This window comes from Neorhizobium phenanthreniclasticum (genome assembly GCF_040066075.1).
Classification (GTDB): Bacteria; Pseudomonadota; Alphaproteobacteria; order Rhizobiales; family Rhizobiaceae; genus Neorhizobium; species Neorhizobium petrolearium.
The window spans coordinates 301545-315820 of sequence record NZ_JBEAAL010000002.1 but is presented as its reverse complement, the minus strand read 5'-3'; the positions used below and the strand labels follow the sequence as shown (position 1 = coordinate 315820).

Annotated in this window: 14 protein-coding genes; 3 read left to right on the top strand and 11 right to left on the bottom strand. The window is 60.4% G+C overall.

Features of this window, described 5'->3' with window-relative positions; all coding sequences use genetic code 11:
- Positions 1-7 precede the first annotated feature (7 nt).
- Complete coding sequence (locus ABK249_RS05685; protein ID WP_227703750.1) at positions 8-1804, bottom strand: ABC transporter transmembrane domain-containing protein; 1797 nt, start codon at positions 1802-1804, stop codon at positions 8-10.
- A 188-nt stretch (positions 1805-1992) separates the two neighbouring features.
- Between ABK249_RS05685 and rpmE the strand changes: the two genes are divergently transcribed.
- Positions 1993-2214 carry a 50S ribosomal protein L31 gene (gene rpmE / locus ABK249_RS05680; RefSeq protein ID WP_037156051.1) on the top strand — a complete coding sequence of 74 codons (222 nt, stop codon included), beginning with the start codon at positions 1993-1995 and terminating at the stop codon, positions 2212-2214.
- Between the two features lie 81 nt (positions 2215-2295).
- Positions 2296-2823: a P-loop NTPase family protein gene (locus tag ABK249_RS05675; protein WP_227703749.1), complete on the top strand. Its 528-nt coding sequence runs from the start codon at positions 2296-2298 to the stop codon at positions 2821-2823.
- Between the two features lie 52 nt (positions 2824-2875).
- Here the strand turns inward: ABK249_RS05675 and rcdA are convergent, their stop codons facing one another.
- From rcdA to ABK249_RS05660, 3 genes are all read right to left on the bottom strand, one after another.
- Positions 2876-3388 carry a protease adaptor protein RcdA gene (rcdA, locus tag ABK249_RS05670; RefSeq protein WP_037156053.1) on the bottom strand — a complete coding sequence of 171 codons (513 nt, stop codon included), beginning with the start codon at positions 3386-3388 and terminating at the stop codon, positions 2876-2878.
- Between the two features lie 468 nt (positions 3389-3856).
- The gene (locus ABK249_RS05665; RefSeq protein ID WP_227703748.1) at positions 3857-4048 is read right to left on the bottom strand and encodes a DUF1192 domain-containing protein; all 192 of its coding nucleotides are present in this window, start codon (positions 4046-4048) and stop codon (positions 3857-3859) included.
- Entirely contained in the window at positions 4045-5316 is a 1272-nt protein-coding gene (locus tag ABK249_RS05660) for an MFS transporter (protein ID WP_037156060.1), read from the bottom strand. Before ABK249_RS05660 ends, ABK249_RS05665 begins: the two co-directional genes overlap by 4 nt.
- Before the next feature lie 288 nt (positions 5317-5604).
- Between ABK249_RS05660 and ABK249_RS05655 the strand changes: the two genes are divergently transcribed.
- Positions 5605-5766 carry a hypothetical protein gene (locus ABK249_RS05655; protein ID WP_227703747.1) on the top strand — a complete coding sequence of 54 codons (162 nt, stop codon included), beginning with the start codon at positions 5605-5607 and terminating at the stop codon, positions 5764-5766.
- Between the two features lie 15 nt (positions 5767-5781).
- Here ABK249_RS05655 and ABK249_RS05650 read toward each other — a convergent pair whose 3' ends face one another.
- From ABK249_RS05650 to ABK249_RS05620, 7 genes are all read right to left on the bottom strand, one after another.
- Positions 5782-6699, bottom strand: coding sequence for a PhzF family phenazine biosynthesis protein (locus tag ABK249_RS05650; protein WP_227703746.1), 918 nt, complete (start codon positions 6697-6699; stop codon positions 5782-5784).
- Positions 6700-6817: 118 nt separating this feature from the next.
- Positions 6818-7264, bottom strand: a complete 447-nt coding sequence (locus ABK249_RS05645; protein ID WP_227703745.1) for a hypothetical protein — start codon at positions 7262-7264, stop codon at positions 6818-6820.
- Positions 7265-7445: 181 nt separating this feature from the next.
- Positions 7446-8342, bottom strand: coding sequence for a fructose bisphosphate aldolase (locus ABK249_RS05640; RefSeq protein WP_227703744.1), 897 nt, complete (start codon positions 8340-8342; stop codon positions 7446-7448).
- 215 nt (positions 8343-8557) lie between these two features.
- A complete protein-coding gene (locus ABK249_RS05635) occupies positions 8558-9760 on the bottom strand; it encodes a phosphoglycerate kinase (protein WP_227703743.1) in 1203 nt (400 codons plus the stop codon).
- A gap of 110 nt (positions 9761-9870) precedes the next feature.
- Positions 9871-11727: a potassium/proton antiporter gene (locus ABK249_RS05630; protein WP_348862403.1), complete on the bottom strand. Its 1857-nt coding sequence runs from the start codon at positions 11725-11727 to the stop codon at positions 9871-9873.
- Between the two features lie 877 nt (positions 11728-12604).
- Positions 12605-13186 carry a hypothetical protein gene (locus ABK249_RS05625; protein ID WP_227703741.1) on the bottom strand — a complete coding sequence of 194 codons (582 nt, stop codon included), beginning with the start codon at positions 13184-13186 and terminating at the stop codon, positions 12605-12607.
- Positions 13183-14070 carry a HEPN domain-containing protein gene (locus ABK249_RS05620; RefSeq protein WP_227703740.1) on the bottom strand — a complete coding sequence of 296 codons (888 nt, stop codon included), beginning with the start codon at positions 14068-14070 and terminating at the stop codon, positions 13183-13185. The genes ABK249_RS05625 and ABK249_RS05620 overlap by 4 nt, the downstream gene beginning before the upstream one ends.
- Positions 14071-14276 lie beyond the last annotated feature (206 nt).

Here is a 14276-nt window from a genome sequence, read left to right as displayed (position 1 = left end):
CCTCTATTCAGAGTGCCGTAGCGCTCTGCCGTTCGATGTCGTGGAATTGCAGCCGGGCGAGCTTGGCGTAAAGCCCGCCCTTGGCGATCAGGCTCTGGTGCGTGCCTTCCTCGACGATCTGTCCGTCCTCCATGACCAGAATGCGGTCGGCTTTCAGCACCGTTGCAAGCCGATGGGCGATGACCAGCGTCGTGCGATTCTGCATCAGGCCGTCGAGCGCCTTCTGCACCAGCGTTTCGCTTTCGGCATCCAGCGCCGAGGTGGCTTCGTCGAGAAGCAGGACCGGCGCATCCTTCAAAATGGCGCGGGCGATGGCGATACGCTGGCGCTGGCCGCCGGACAGCGTGATGCCGCGCTCGCCGGCAAGCGTATCGTAGCCCTGGTCGAGCTTGCCGATGAATTCGTCCGCCTGGGCGGCGATCGCTGCGGTGCGGACGGCCTCGCGCGTGGCATTCGGCACGCCGAAGGCGATGTTGTCGTGGATCGAGGCGGCGAAGATCGTCACGTCCTGCGGCACGATGGCAAGCCGGGACCGGAGATCGGAGAGATTTGCCCGCCTCAGATCGACCCCGTCGAGCTTCACTGTGCCGGTGGATGGATCATAGAAGCGTATCAGCAGCGAAAAGATCGTGCTCTTCCCGGCGCCGGAGGGGCCGACGATCGCGACGGTCTCGCCGGGCTTCACACGAAAGGAAAGCGAGTTCAGCGTGATCGCGCTGACGCGGGCGGGATAGGCGAAGGAGACATCCTGGAATTCGACCTCGCCGCGCGAAGGGGAGGGGAGAGCGACGGGATTTTCCGGGTCGCGGATTGCAGGCACCTCGTGCAGCAATTCCGTAAGCCTTTCCGCCGCGCCTCCGGCGGCCGAAAGCTCGCCCCAGACTTCCGAGAGCTGGCCGAGCGAGCTTGCGGCGATCACCGAATAAAGCACGAACTGCCCAAGCGTGCCGGCTGTCATCGTACCGGACAGCACGCTCTGTGCGCCGTACCAGAGCACGCCGACGACGCTGCCGAAGACGAGGAGAATACCGAAGCCGGTAAGAAGCGCGCGGGCCTTGATCGCAACGCGGGCGGCGTCGTAAGCCTTTTCGACCGCTCCGCCATAACGGCCGCTTGCAGTTGTCTCGCCACCGAAGGCCTGGACGGTGCGGGTGGCGCCGATCGTCTCTGCCGCGAAGGCGGAGGTTTCCGCAAGCGTATCCTGAGCGGCGCGGGAGCGTCTCCTGACAGAACGGCCGAAGCCGACCAGCGGAAAGACGATCAGCGGGATTGCGCCGAGCACCAGAGCGGAAAGTTTTGGGCTCGTATAGATCATCATCGCCATCGCCCCGAGACAGAGGATGGTGTTACGCAAGGCCTGGGAAGCGGCCGAACCGAAAGCGGACTTGATCTGCGTCGTGTCGGCCGTCAGGCGTGAGACGATCTCGCCCGACTGGTTGACGTCGTAGAAGGATGGCGAAAGCCTGATGATGTGGGAGAAGACTTCGCGGCGCAGATCCGCGACGACACGCTCGCCAATGGTGATGACGTAGTAATAGCGCATGGCGCTGGCGATCGCGAGGAGGGCTGCGAGCGCCAGCAGCATGCCGAAATAGTTGTTGATGAAGTTGCCGTCGGAAGAGGCAAAGCCGTGGTCGACCATGCGGCGCACGGCAAGCGGCAGAGCGAGCATGGTGGCCGCGGCCAATACAAGGAAAAAGGTGGCGGCTGCGACCATCGACCTGTAGCGGGCGAGATAGGGAACGAGCCTTGCAAGCGGTCTTAAAGCCTTGCTTCTCGGTTGATTTTCTCGGGCTTCGGCCACATCGTCTCCATGCGCCCGACAGGCATATTCTCGGCCCTACGGGGTACTTGTACTTCCGGCAACCTTCCTGTATAGGCTCCGCATCGAATTGTGAAGCCGTGACCGGACCGGTCTGCGGCTTCATTTATTAAAGAGGGTTCTCGCTCGCAATTGCGACAAATGGACCTCGCAAGAGCAGGATTATCGACATGAAGGCTGACATCCATCCCGACTACCACATGATCAAGGTGGTCATGACCGACGGTACCGAATACGAGACCCGCTCCACCTGGGGTTCGGAAGGTGCGACCATGAACCTTGAAATCGATCCCAGGTCCCATCCGGCCTGGACCGGCGGCAACCAGCAGCTCATGGACCGCGGCGGCCGCGTCTCGAAGTTCAACAAGCGTTTCGGCGGCCTCGGCCTCTAATTCGCTTGAGCGAGCAGACCAAACGAAGAGCCTGGCGAAAGCCGGGCTTTTTTGTTTTGATGGGGCAGGAAGGGATGCGGGATGGAAAACCGATCGCACTTGCCGGACCCACTCCGTCGTATCGTCATCATGGGCAATGGCGGTGCTGGCAAGACCTGGCTGGCGAAACGAATGGCGGTGCGTATCGGCATGGAGGCCGTGCACCTCGACGATGTCTACTGGCAGCCCGGCCGCTATGGCATCGCTCGCGACAAGTCGGTTGTCATTCAAGAGGTCAAAAAGCGGGCCGATGACGACGTATGGCTTATGGAGGGCGTCTACGGATGGCTTGTCGACGTGCTTCTTCCGCGTGCGACGCAATTGATCTGGATCGACCTTTGCGAGGAGGAGTGCGTTGCGAATATCCGGGCGCGCGGCATTCAAGGCGGGGAAAGCGAGGAAAACTTCGAGGGCCTCGTGAGATGGGTCTCGGAGTATCGCGCGCGGAAGAACAACTGGAATTCCTTTGACGGCCACCTCAAGCTCTATGATGGCTTTTCAGGCGTGAAGGTTCGCTTGAAAAGCCGGGATGAGATTGCTGCCTATGTCCGGGACGTTTCGCGGACATGAAAACGCCGGCGCAGCCGATATGCGCCGGCTGAATGGAGCGAGTTCGCGTGGTTCAGTTGCCGAACGCCGTGCGCAGCAGGTTGAGCTGGGCGCGGACGCTGTTTTCGTTGTCAGGCATGACGGTGGTGTCGGCGGGCCGATAGATTTCCCGGTCGAGGAGCGCGATCCGGTTCTGCAGGCGGAGCGAACGCTCGACGAGTTCGCGGAAACCTTCCGGCAGGTCGAGCCAGCCTGGCGCGCTGCGGTCGACGTTGAAGCCGTCGAGGCGTACCTTGCTCTTTTCCGACAGGACCTGGTCGCGGCTCATCTCGCCGTTGTTGACGGCGCGCTGCAGGAGCAGCCAGGAAGCCATCTGCATCAGGCGGGTGGTCAGTCGCATGGATTCCGCGGCGTAGAGGACCGACGCCATGCGCGGCAGAACCTTGGAGGCGGCACGCCCCGGACCGTCGAGATAGCTCGCGGTTTCCTCAACCAGGGCCATGCCCTCCGAGTAGAGCGCCTTGAACTGCGAGGAGGCAGCGGCGCGGCCGGCGAAACTGACGGTGTTCAATCCCTGTTCGGACATCGAATTCATCCTGCTAACGCAATCACATTCAGGCAAATGGTCAAGGTCGAGTAAAAGTTCCCAACCGCTCTGACTTGGCATGAACATGATACTTATAATGGAAATCCGCAAGACGTTTCTTAAGGAAAGGTTAATACCCACAAGAAGTGGTAAATAGAGGCCATCTTCTTGAAATGAGACACATTTCAGGCTGTGAATACAGCTTCTGGCCTGGGCTGGGAAACTGACCCCTGCCGAAGCCGCTGCGATGCCGTGCCGAAGGAAAATCGGGGAAATGGTCCTGCAACAAAAAGAAGAGCCGCGGGATGGCGGCTCTCAAGGTAAAACAGGGAGAAATCAGACCATTCGCCGAACGGTGAAACTGTCTGAGTCCAGGAAGCCTGGACAGATGGATAGTCTCCGTTAATGATTAATATTCCGTTAAGGCGAAGCAAAAAATACCCTTAAACTTCTCGATATCTTAGTTTTTCAAGATCTGAAGAAGCTGTCGGCGGCGCGACGGCCGGCATCCTTTCTCTCTTTTTCCGCCTCCAGGCGCACGATCTCCTCTTTCAGGAGCCTGATGCGCGAATCGAGCTCATCGACGGAGAGCATGGAAAGATCGGAGCCGATCTCATGGCTAGTCGGCTTCTTGGGTCGATCGTCATCAAGAAAGCTCATGATGCCTCCTTCATCTCTGCGGTTGCCTCGTTCTTGGCGCGCGGATCGAGTGACAGGCTTTCCGGCGTTGCAAGCGGCCCGGCTGAGGTCGGCGCGGTCTGGTAGGCCTCACGCTCCTCGACCGGCACCGGTGCGCGCTGGCGGCTGCGGATGATCGCATAAGCCGTTACCAGCATATGCGCGACCGCGGTCACCGCAAAGAGGGCATGCGGGCCGGCGAAGCTCATAACCGGGCCTCCGAGCGTCGGCCCGATAATCGTGCCGATACCGTATAGCAGCAGCAGGCCGCCCGAGACCTTCACGAAATCCTCAGGTGCGGCGAAGTCGTTTGCATGCGCGACGGCGATCGGATAAAGCGCGTTCGCCGCAGCACCATAGATCGCCACTAGGATAACGATGCTGTATACGTCTGTCGGCCTCAGGAGCGCGACGGCGAGGCCAGCCAGTGCCGAGGCCGCCGAAAGGCCGGCGAGCACGTGACGGCGGTCCATGGTGTCCGAGAGCCGGCCTGCCGGAAACTGCATGATCGCGCCGGCAAAAATAGTGATGCTGACCATGGCTGCGACCGCGCTGTGGTCCAGCCCCGCCCGGGTCGCAAAGACTGCCCCGAGCGTCCCGTAAGCGCCGTTTGCCGTGCCGATCAGCAGGATGCCGACGAAGGAAATGGGGGAGTTGCGGAACAGGCCGGGAAGATCCAGGCGTGCCCGCTTCAGCGGCTGCGGAGAAGCAGCCTTGGAGAGCGTCGTCGGCAGCGCGGCGATGGAGTAGAGGATGCCGCAGACCATGAAGAGTATCGGCGTGGAAATATCCGCGAACGGCACCATAAGCTGGCCGCCGACCACGCCGAACAGGGTGATCGAGATATAGAAGGAGAAGATCGTGCCGCGGCTTTCGGGTGTGGCGCGTTCGTTCAGCCAGCTTTCAATGATCATCGACGTGCCGGCGGTGCAGAAGCCGGTGATGGCGCGCAGGATCAGCCAGGCGGTCTGGTCGACCAGGATGCCGGTCAGGAGCACATTCAGGCATATCAGAGACAGGAAGCCGGAAAAGGCGCGGACATGGCCGATGCGGCGCACCACGTTCGGCGCCACGAAGCAGCCGATTACGAAACCGGAGGCCCAGGTGGTGCCGAGCAGCCCGAGCACCTCGTTGGAATAACCTTCCTGCGAGCCGCGCACCGGCAGGAGAAGACCCTGCAGGCCGTTGCCGAGGAAGAGGAAAAGCGTACCGCAGAGGAGGGCGAGGACGGGCAGAAGGTTTCGGCTCATGTTTCGGTACTGTCAGCTCTTTTCGCGGATGCAGTCAATCATGGCATCGCGTGCAAGCATTGTTGCATGCGGATGAATCGGGCGTTAACGAAGGCGGAGCGGGTTCCCCCGAATCCTCTCCAAAGCTATCTGTGGTGAAGCGCAAAAATGTCCAGCCTGTGGCGACTAAGCATGTCGCGCAAAAGTGTGCAGCGGTTTTGCGATAACGACATGCGTGAAAATAAGAACTTAAAGCGTGATAAGCGAATCTGAAAGATCGCGACACGCTTTAGCGGAACGAAGAATGGAATGACGAAGACAATTTCAGTTCTGCTGATCCTCGCCATGGCGGCCCAGATCATCAAGCCGCTCGGCTTGCCGGGTCTCAGGCATCGCGGCGATTTCTGGAAGCTTGCGATCTTCGCCTTCGCGATCTGGGGTGCGACGCTGATCCTGCGCGATTTCTCCTGACGCTGCCGATACTCCTCAGCAGTCGATTGCACCGCGCATGACGGAGATACAGCGGCCGGTAATGCGCACGTCGGTAACGATACCGCCCGTTTTCGCCACATCCAATTCAATCAAGCTGCGGCGCCCCATCTCGACGCCCTGTTCAATGGTGATCTGCACGTTTGCATCCACCTCGGGCGCCTGCGTCGCCAGAAAGGCGGAGAGGGCGGCAGATGCGCTGCCGGTTGCCGGATCCTCGATGACGTTGTCGAGCGGCGCGAACATGCGGGCACGGATATGCCATGGATTTTCGGTGTTACGGACGTAAACGAAAAGCGAAAAATCCCCTTCCGGACGCGGATGCCGGGCGGCCGCCTCGTGGAAGACCGTGATGTTCGGCCGCGCGGCAGCCAGCGCATCGAGGTTTTCGAGCTCGGCGATTGCGAAGGGGAGGCCGACGGAGGCGATAACCGGCTTGTGGCCGGAGATGCGGACATGAGCGGCTTCGATGGAAGCGCAGCCGGCGATGAGTTCCGTCGGCACCTCGTCACCAAGTTCCAGAGGGCGCGGCGCGCGGATCGTGGCGCCGGTTACCGTATCGGCCTCGCGAAGAAGCGTGATGTCCACCAGTCCGGCGATTTCCTCGAAGCGGAGCCTCTCGCCGACCGGCCTGCCGAAGAGTTCGGCCTGCCGGCCGAGCACGAAAGCCGTGCCGACATTCGGATGGCCGGCAAAAGGGATTTCCATCGTCGGCGTGAAAATGCGCACGCGGGCGCTGTTCTCAGGGTTCTCCGGCGGTAGCACGAATGTGCTTTCCGCATAGCCGAATTCGGCGGCGATCTTCTGCATCTGAGTGGCTGTGAGGCCGCGTGCATCGGGAATGACGGCGAGCGGATTGCCGGCGAAGCGCTCGGTGGTGAAAACATCGACGGTGACAAATTCGGCAATCGGCATGGCGGCAGCTCCCAGGATATGCAGTTCGTTAGTTAGTTAAACGACGAACTTCTCTTGCGCCAACCAATCTTTGTGATTCACCGATCAATAAAACGAAAGGCTGGCGACCAGGCGCGGATCAGACCAGGCCGTGATCCTTCATCGCCTTTTCCTCGTCGCCCGTGATATAGGCAAAAATCCTGGGGCGGCCGCCTGCAACGGTGATGAAGTAGAAGTTGGTGAAGCGGATATTTCCGCTTTCACCCGATTTGTTGAGATAGGCAAAATCCCAGCCGACCTCTGCGAGTGCGTGCAGATCATTGAGCGGCGTGACCTTTATGCCGGTAATGAGCATCTGTTTGCCGCCGACCTCGCGGTAACGCGCAAATCCTTTCGGGATGACCTCGCGAAATTTTTCGTCATTGGGTCCACCGAACACCGCTTGCGGTGTCGAGCCGACAAAGTACGCGGCGAAGAAGGCAGTCATTCCGTCGATATCAACCAAGGACGCATCCTTGAGCGCATCGTTGCTAATTCTGCCGTAGTCATTGAAGAGTTCGCGGACCGTCGTTTCCAGGTCTGTCATGGCTCAGCCTCCTTTCCGCAGAGAGGTGGTGCCGCCAATTCGGGTCATCAAGACTTACCGACCGGACTGCCAAACAAAAGGCCGCTCCGTTGCCGGTGCGGCCCATTCCCTTCCGTGACAAGGCTCGTAGCATGTCGCCCGAGATCAGCGACATGCTACGCCACCGATCATCGGGATCGCATCAGGACTTATTGACGCTTGCGGCGTAGATCTGATCGATCGTTTCGGCCAGGCTGGCATCGAACTCTGCGTCGCTCATCGTGACGCGCAGTTTTTCCGTCAGCCCGCGCGAGAAACTCGCGATCATGCCATGGTTATGGCTGAGCTTTTCGCAGGCTTCCGCTGTGCTGTAGCCGCCGGAAAGGGCGACGACGCGAATGACTGATTTATGAGCGACCAAAGGCGCATAGAAATCGGCGACCGTCGGGATCGTCAGTTTCAGCATGACGGTCTCACCTGCTGGAAGCTTGTCGAGTTGCTCGGCGATCTCGTCGCGCAAAATGGCTTCAGCCTGTTCCTTTGTCGGGCTTTTGATGGAAACTTCAGGCTCGACGATCGGCACCAGGCCTTGGCCGATGATCTGGCGCGCAACCTGGAACTGCTGCTCTACGACGGCAGCGATCCCGGCCTTGTCGGCATGGGCAATCACCGACCGCATCTTCGTCCCGAATATTCCCTTTTCGCGGCCACGGATCAGAAGAGTATCCAGATCGGGCATCGGCTTCATCGTTTGAACGCCGTTTTCCTCGGCATTCAGGCCCTTGTCGACTTTGAGAAAGGGTACGACGCCGCGCTTTTCCCAGAGATAGGACGGAACAGCCTCACCATCGACATCGCCGTCCATGGTCCGCTCGAACAGAATAGCGCCGATAACCTTGTCGCCCGTAAAGGCGGGCGCGCTCATGATGCGGACCCGCATGGCATGCATCAGGCGGAACATCTCCTCGTCGCCATGATAGTCGGTGTCGGATACGCCATAAAGGCGCAACGCTCCAGGTGTTGAACCACCGCTTTGATCCAGTGCCGCAATAAATCCGGGCGCAGAGCTGATCTTGTTCAACATCTTCGCGTCCACCATACTACACTCCTGTCCCTAAGTTGGCGCAAAACGCGCTCATATCTCCTAAGATGCCATCCGCGGATAACAGAAGTTTTTTTTAAGGGAAATCCCGTGGTAAGTCATTGAAACGATTGAAATCGTTTCAATCGTTTAAAATATCTAAAGTTTTTAAATGCTTCTTGACGCCCGAACGTGCGGACATAAATCCGCACGCCGATTTTTGGAATTATAGCTCAAGCCGCCTTGGAAAGCACGGCCACGCCCGGCAGTTCCTTGCCTTCCATCCATTCCAGGAAAGCTCCGCCGGCGGTCGAGACATAGGAGAAGTCGTCGGCCACGCCGGCATGGTTGAGGGCCGAGACTGTGTCGCCGCCGCCGGCAACCGAGACGAGCCTGCCGGCCTTGGTTTCTTCTGCCGCATGCCTGGCTGCCGCGACGGTCGCCTTGTCGAAGGGGGCGATCTCGAAGGCGCCGAGCGGACCATTCCAGACGAGCGTCGAAGCCCTGGAGATCCAGTCGTTGATCGCCGCCACCGATTTCGGGCCGACGTCCAGCACCATGGCGTCCGCAGGGATCGATGCGATATCGACAACCTCGTTGGCGGCGCCCGCCTTGAATTCGCGGGCGACGACGCCGTCGGCCGGCAGCACGATCGCGCAATTGGCGGCTTCCGCTTCCTTCATGATTTCCCTAGCCGTATCCGCAAGGTCGTGCTCACACAGCGACTTGCCGACATTGATGCCCTTGGCCGCGAGGAAGGTATTGGCCATGCCGCCGCCGATCACCAGCGCATCGACCTTTTTCACGAGGTTCTTGAGGAGGTCGATCTTGGTGGAAACCTTGGCGCCGCCGACGATCGCCACCACCGGGCGGGCCGGATTGCCGAGACCCTTTTCCAGCGCCTCCAGCTCTTCCTGCATGGTGCGGCCGGCATAGGCGGGCAGATGATGGGCGAGGCCCTCGGTCGAGGCATGCGCGCGATGGGCGGCGGAGAAGGCATCGTTGACGTAGATATCGCCGTTTTCGGCAAGCGCTGCGGTAAAGGCCGCGTCGTTCTTCTCCTCGCCCTTGTGGAAGCGGGTGTTTTCGAGGAGCAGGATGTCGCCGTTCGCCATCCCGTCGATCGCCTTCCTGGCATCGGGGCCGATGCAGTCGGTCGCGAACAGGACTTTCTGTCCGAGCACCTCGTTGACGGCCGTCATGATCAGCGACAGCGACATATCGGCGACCGGCTCGCCCTTCGGACGGCCGAAATGGGCGAGCAGGATGACTTTCGCTCCCTTCCCGGAAAGTTCCAGGATGGTCGGCGCCACGCGCTCGATTCGGGTCGCGTCTGTTACCTTGCCATTGGCGACGGGAACGTTGAGGTCGACGCGCACGAGCACGCGCTTGCCTGCGATATCGGGAAGATCGTCAAGGGTTTTAAAGGCCGGCATGATGCTGATCCACTTGCTGAGGAAAAGTTCGTGCGGACCATACTATGCCAGACCGATGACGCAAGGCGGTTGTCGGATGCTTGCGCCATTCTCTTCGGGAACCTCGGCATTCATGCCGCGGAGGCCGGACCTTCCGGGGGCGTCGCGCCGCTTTTTCCAGGCACCGGCTTGCCGCGATACTTGCGCAGGAGGTCGCGGATGCGGTGGGCGATCTCGCGCATGTTGATGAAGATCGGCAGATTGGTCGCCGGCTCCACCGGCTCCAGCGAAATGCCGAGGCTGCGGATCTCGTCATGTTCGTCGAGCTCGCGGACGATCAGCACGATCGAACCGAAGCGGATGCGGTCCGCATATTCCGCTCTTCCGCCAAGCCTGGAGGTCATCAGGTCGCCAACCGTCATGTTCTGCTCGTTGGCGGACAGGAGGCCGGGCCCGTAGGCCGCATCGAGCTCCCTTGCAGGGCGCGTCGGCGAGATGGCGAAGGCGCCGAAAAATTCGGCATCATCCTCCTCGACCGGCACGCGGCTTGCGAAAAGGCGATCGAGAAGCTTCGTGTAGCTGGGCGCCACGAAGAGATAGACCTGGTCGCCTTCCTTCAGCCGTCCCGCATACTGGTAGCGCATGCTGCGTCCGTCGCGGATGACGAGCGAGGACATCGCCCAGCGGGGAATGCGCTCGCCGCTGAGGATTGGGCTGTCCTTCATGACGCGGTAGGAGATCAGCTCGTGGGTCGCCTTGCCGGGCAGGTCCAGCTCGACCTTGTCGACCGCCCCCATGCGCGGCGGGATGATGAGGCCGAGCCTTTCGGCGACCGGCCGGATCGTCCAGCCCTGGACCAACAGGGAGGCGAGCACGATGATGAAGGTCGTGTTGAAGAAGACCGAGCCGCTTTCCACCCCGCTGAGGATCGGCATGATCGCAAGCAGGATCGAGACCGCCCCGCGCAGGCCCACCCAGGCGACGAAGCCGGTTTCCTGCTGGGTGAAGTCGTAGGGGAGCAGGCTGAGCCAGACAGCGACGGGGCGGGCGACGAACATCAGGAAGAGCGCAAGGCCGATCGCCGGCAGGAGGATGGCCGGAAACTGCGAGGGGGTGGCGAGCAGGCCGAGCACCAGGAACATGATGATCTGCGCAAGCCAGGTCAGCCCCTCGTTGAAGCGGACGATCTGCTGCTTGGCGAACATCCGGCGGTTGCCGGAATAGATGCCGGCGACATAGACGGCCAGGAAGCCGCTGCCGCCCATGACGCCGGTGAAGGCGAAGACGAGCAGCGCCAGCGTCAGCACAAAGATCGGCGCAAGCCCCCGGTCGGAGGTGAAGCGGTTCAGCACCCAGACGATCATCATGCCGCCGAACAGGCCGAATATCAGACCAAGCCCCATCTGCTCGATGAAAAGCATCAGGAAACGGAAGTCCAGGCCGGAAAAGCCCTGGCCGGTGGCGACCAGTTCCGACAGCGCGATCGTCAGGAAGATCGCCATCGGGTCGTTGGTGCCGGATTCCACCTCCAGCGTCGAGCGCACCCGGTCGCGGATGTTGATGCCGCCAATGCGCAGCAGGAAGAAGACGGCGGCGGCATCCGTGGACGCGACGATCGAGCCGAGCAGCAGGCCTTCGACAAAGGAGAAGCCGAGGAAGAACGAGGCGGCGATCGCAAAAATGCCGGCCGTCAGGAGCACGCCGGCAGAGGCCAGCGTCAGCGCCGGCGCGGCGGCGATGCGGAAGGAATGAGCGGGCGTCATGAAGCCGGAATCGAAGAGCACGATCGCCAGTGCCAGCGATCCCAGCATGAAGGTGAAGGAGTAATTCTCGAACTGGATGCCGAGGCCATCGACGCCGGCGAGCAGGCCGATCGACAGGAAGACCAGGAGGAGGGGGGCGCCGAAGCGAAAGGCAAGCAGGCTCGAAAGGGCAGCCGACAGCACGAGCACCGTGCCGACCAGCAGGATGATGTAGAATGCCTCCACCGAATTAAGCCCCTTCCTTCACACCTCGCTCGTGACACGATCCCCGCCCGCAGTCCCGATCGCCGGAACTGTGCTGTGCCGCCATGCGGCTTTGCAAGAATGAGGCAGATCCCGACCGGAGGCCAGGCGAATCGATACGACGCGTTGATTAGGGAGGAACAATTCCGGCAAGAGAAGGGCGAGGGGGAAAAAAGATGGACTCATCCCTTGGTGCCGAAGCCTTTTCAATTTTCTGCCCAGCGTCTTGTCCCAAAACCGGTTCCCACTTTTGGGGATGCTGGATTATCGGAGAGCCCACACGAATGCGGAACCTCATTTAGTTTGTATAAAGTGGCTCCGCATTCGCGTGGCCTTCGGCGTTCTCTCGGGGCTTCCGGCCCCTACAGGTGATCATCTCGCCTCGCTGCGTGGTCTTGTTCACGCCCGTCCTTTCGGGACAGGCTCACCACTTGCACGGCTCAACCGAACCGGACATGGCTGCCCGGGGGAGGCTTGATAGGAGCGTTTGTCTTGCGACGAACTCTCCATGGCTTTCACCTCTTCCACCTTTCCCGCACGTTACGGTTCCGATGAAAGCGCCGGCTCCCGCCTGCCCGCGAACGTCTCGCGAAACACTCCGGCGACGGAAGCGAGGTGATTGTAGGCATGGGTTGTGAGGGCGGGGAAATTAGGGGATGAAAAAAATTTGGCAAAGCGCAGCATGACGGGCTTTTGCGGTTTCAGGGCAAGAAAGAACGTCACATGGTTTCTTTCGGACCGGAAGCTGCCGTTTGGCGATCTCGGCGTGTATAACCTCTTTGCGCCCAATTCGGCTGTTCAGAACCGCGTCGTTTAAACCCAATACCGGCCGTTCGCAGATCTAGCCCACAAATGGCGGTCAATCGCTTTTCGGGGAGCCTGACTTAGGCGAACACTGGGCAACTCCTTTGGCTAGATTGTCAGTCCTTTCGATCAGGCCTGCGATCAGTGCGTTGACCTGCTCCACGAACGGCGTCGTTAGCAGCAGGAGACCCTTCCCACGCTGCATGATCGGCACAAGGTTCACGACCTCCCTTTCGTCGTTCAGTTCGGGATGGAGCCAAAAGGGCTTGTGAGCCATCGCGTTCCGCAAGGTTCTCAGCTCGCTCAGGTCTGCCTTGAGGGATGCCGCCTCATCGGACGAGAGTACATGTGGGGCGATCTGCATGACCACGTTGATGCGGCGCTCGAATGCGAGTGGTCCAAGTAACCCTTCGTCAAAGGCGTCCCGAACTTCGGGAATGCCAATCCTGTCGCCCAGCATAAAGTGGGTGATGGCAACGCTAATATGCCGCTCGACGGTGAACGCGCCAGCCAGAACACCGCCGCGTACCTGCCGGACCCATTCATAAATCGACTTCGACCGCGCTTCGACGTCGAAGCCCTCTGCGGCCGGGCGGGGGCCGTCCGCTCCCCAATTTGTCGCTCCGTCGATGATCATTGCCCGTCACCGCAGAACAGACGCTCTTCCAGATCGGCCTGCGTCGGCACGGCTCCCTCGTCGATCATCCGAATGAGGGCGTTCCGTAGGATTATGAAGCTTTGTATTAACACGGCGACCTCTGCATCTTGGGCTGTGTGTGCGGCCTTCGAGCGCGCGTTGTAGAGGTCCGCAACCGTCTTAAACAATTCGCGTCGCTTGGGCCCGACCGGCTCAAGGTAAGCCGCGATGTGAGCTGATACCCGAAAGCGAAGCTCAGCCCGTGACGGAGCGAATAGTTCTTCCAGCGCACCCCACGCTGTCAGCAACGCCGAGGCCGGTCGGTCCCTGACTGTGCAGGCGTCGGCCGCACGAAGTGCCATGTTTAGTGGCGAGCATGTCCGCAACAGTTCTGCCGTCCGGGGCCACACGGATTTCACCCATAACAGGTCCTCAATCTTGAGGCGCGACATCTTGTCGTCTCTCGCGTGAAGGATGCGCGGTTCAATCTCGAACGGCTGGAGCAGCGGATCCTGCTTCGATGCAACTGCCGCATCGAACGACACATCAGAAATGACTGGGACCATCAGATAAGTATATTCCGCCAGTCTCAGCAGCGCGGCGATCAACCACACAGTGTCCTCAGCTCTGAGTTCTCCTGGTAGCTTCTGGCCGATGGGAACTGCCAGTTCGACCTCAATATCGTAGCTGAACCCACCTCGCGCCGCGCGCCAAGGGGCAGGATGATGTTTCCCCTCCGTTGCTCTCGCGAACGCCATCATGTTGGCGGCAAAGAGATGAGCATACGTTGGCCTCAGGACGATGCCGTGTCCCATATCGAACGGCTCGCCGGCATACGTGACGTGGGAAATGCCCGCATAGAGGATTGATGGGGTTTCGATCATCCCGTGACCATACCGCGAAGAGTAATGAAAACGAAATAGACCCGAATATAAGGGGCGCTTCTACAATAATCAGCTGTGGAGTCGACGGTCCACTCGCGGCCCCAGAGCGGTCACTCATCTAACCCGATGGCGCTATGTCTCCCGTTGGCGCCGTGAGCGCTTCACGACCGGCGACTTTTGCTGGCGGTGCGCTTTCCTCGAACCCA

Excerpts from the sequence above, each read along its gene's own strand:
- ABK249_RS05675 (WP_227703749.1), top strand. The coding sequence starts at position 2,296 with ATGGAAAACCGATCGCACTTGCCGGACCCACTCCGTCGTATCGTCATC.
- ABK249_RS05620 (WP_227703740.1), bottom strand. The coding sequence starts at position 14,070 with ATGATCGAAACCCCATCAATCCTCTATGCGGGCATTTCCCACGTCACG.
- ABK249_RS05645 (WP_227703745.1), bottom strand. The coding sequence starts at position 7,264 with ATGACAGACCTGGAAACGACGGTCCGCGAACTCTTCAATGACTACGGC.
- rpmE (WP_037156051.1), top strand. The coding sequence starts at position 1,993 with ATGAAGGCTGACATCCATCCCGACTACCACATGATCAAGGTGGTCATG.
- ABK249_RS05635 (WP_227703743.1), bottom strand. The coding sequence starts at position 9,760 with ATGCCGGCCTTTAAAACCCTTGACGATCTTCCCGATATCGCAGGCAAG.
- ABK249_RS05625 (WP_227703741.1), bottom strand. The coding sequence starts at position 13,186 with ATGATCATCGACGGAGCGACAAATTGGGGAGCGGACGGCCCCCGCCCG.
- rcdA (WP_037156053.1), bottom strand. The coding sequence starts at position 3,388 with ATGTCCGAACAGGGATTGAACACCGTCAGTTTCGCCGGCCGCGCCGCT.
- ABK249_RS05665 (WP_227703748.1), bottom strand. The coding sequence starts at position 4,048 with ATGAGCTTTCTTGATGACGATCGACCCAAGAAGCCGACTAGCCATGAG.
- ABK249_RS05650 (WP_227703746.1), bottom strand. The coding sequence starts at position 6,699 with ATGCCGATTGCCGAATTTGTCACCGTCGATGTTTTCACCACCGAGCGC.
- ABK249_RS05660 (WP_037156060.1), bottom strand. The coding sequence starts at position 5,316 with ATGAGCCGAAACCTTCTGCCCGTCCTCGCCCTCCTCTGCGGTACGCTT.
- ABK249_RS05640 (WP_227703744.1), bottom strand. The coding sequence starts at position 8,342 with ATGGTGGACGCGAAGATGTTGAACAAGATCAGCTCTGCGCCCGGATTT.
- ABK249_RS05655 (WP_227703747.1), top strand. The coding sequence starts at position 5,605 with ATGACGAAGACAATTTCAGTTCTGCTGATCCTCGCCATGGCGGCCCAG.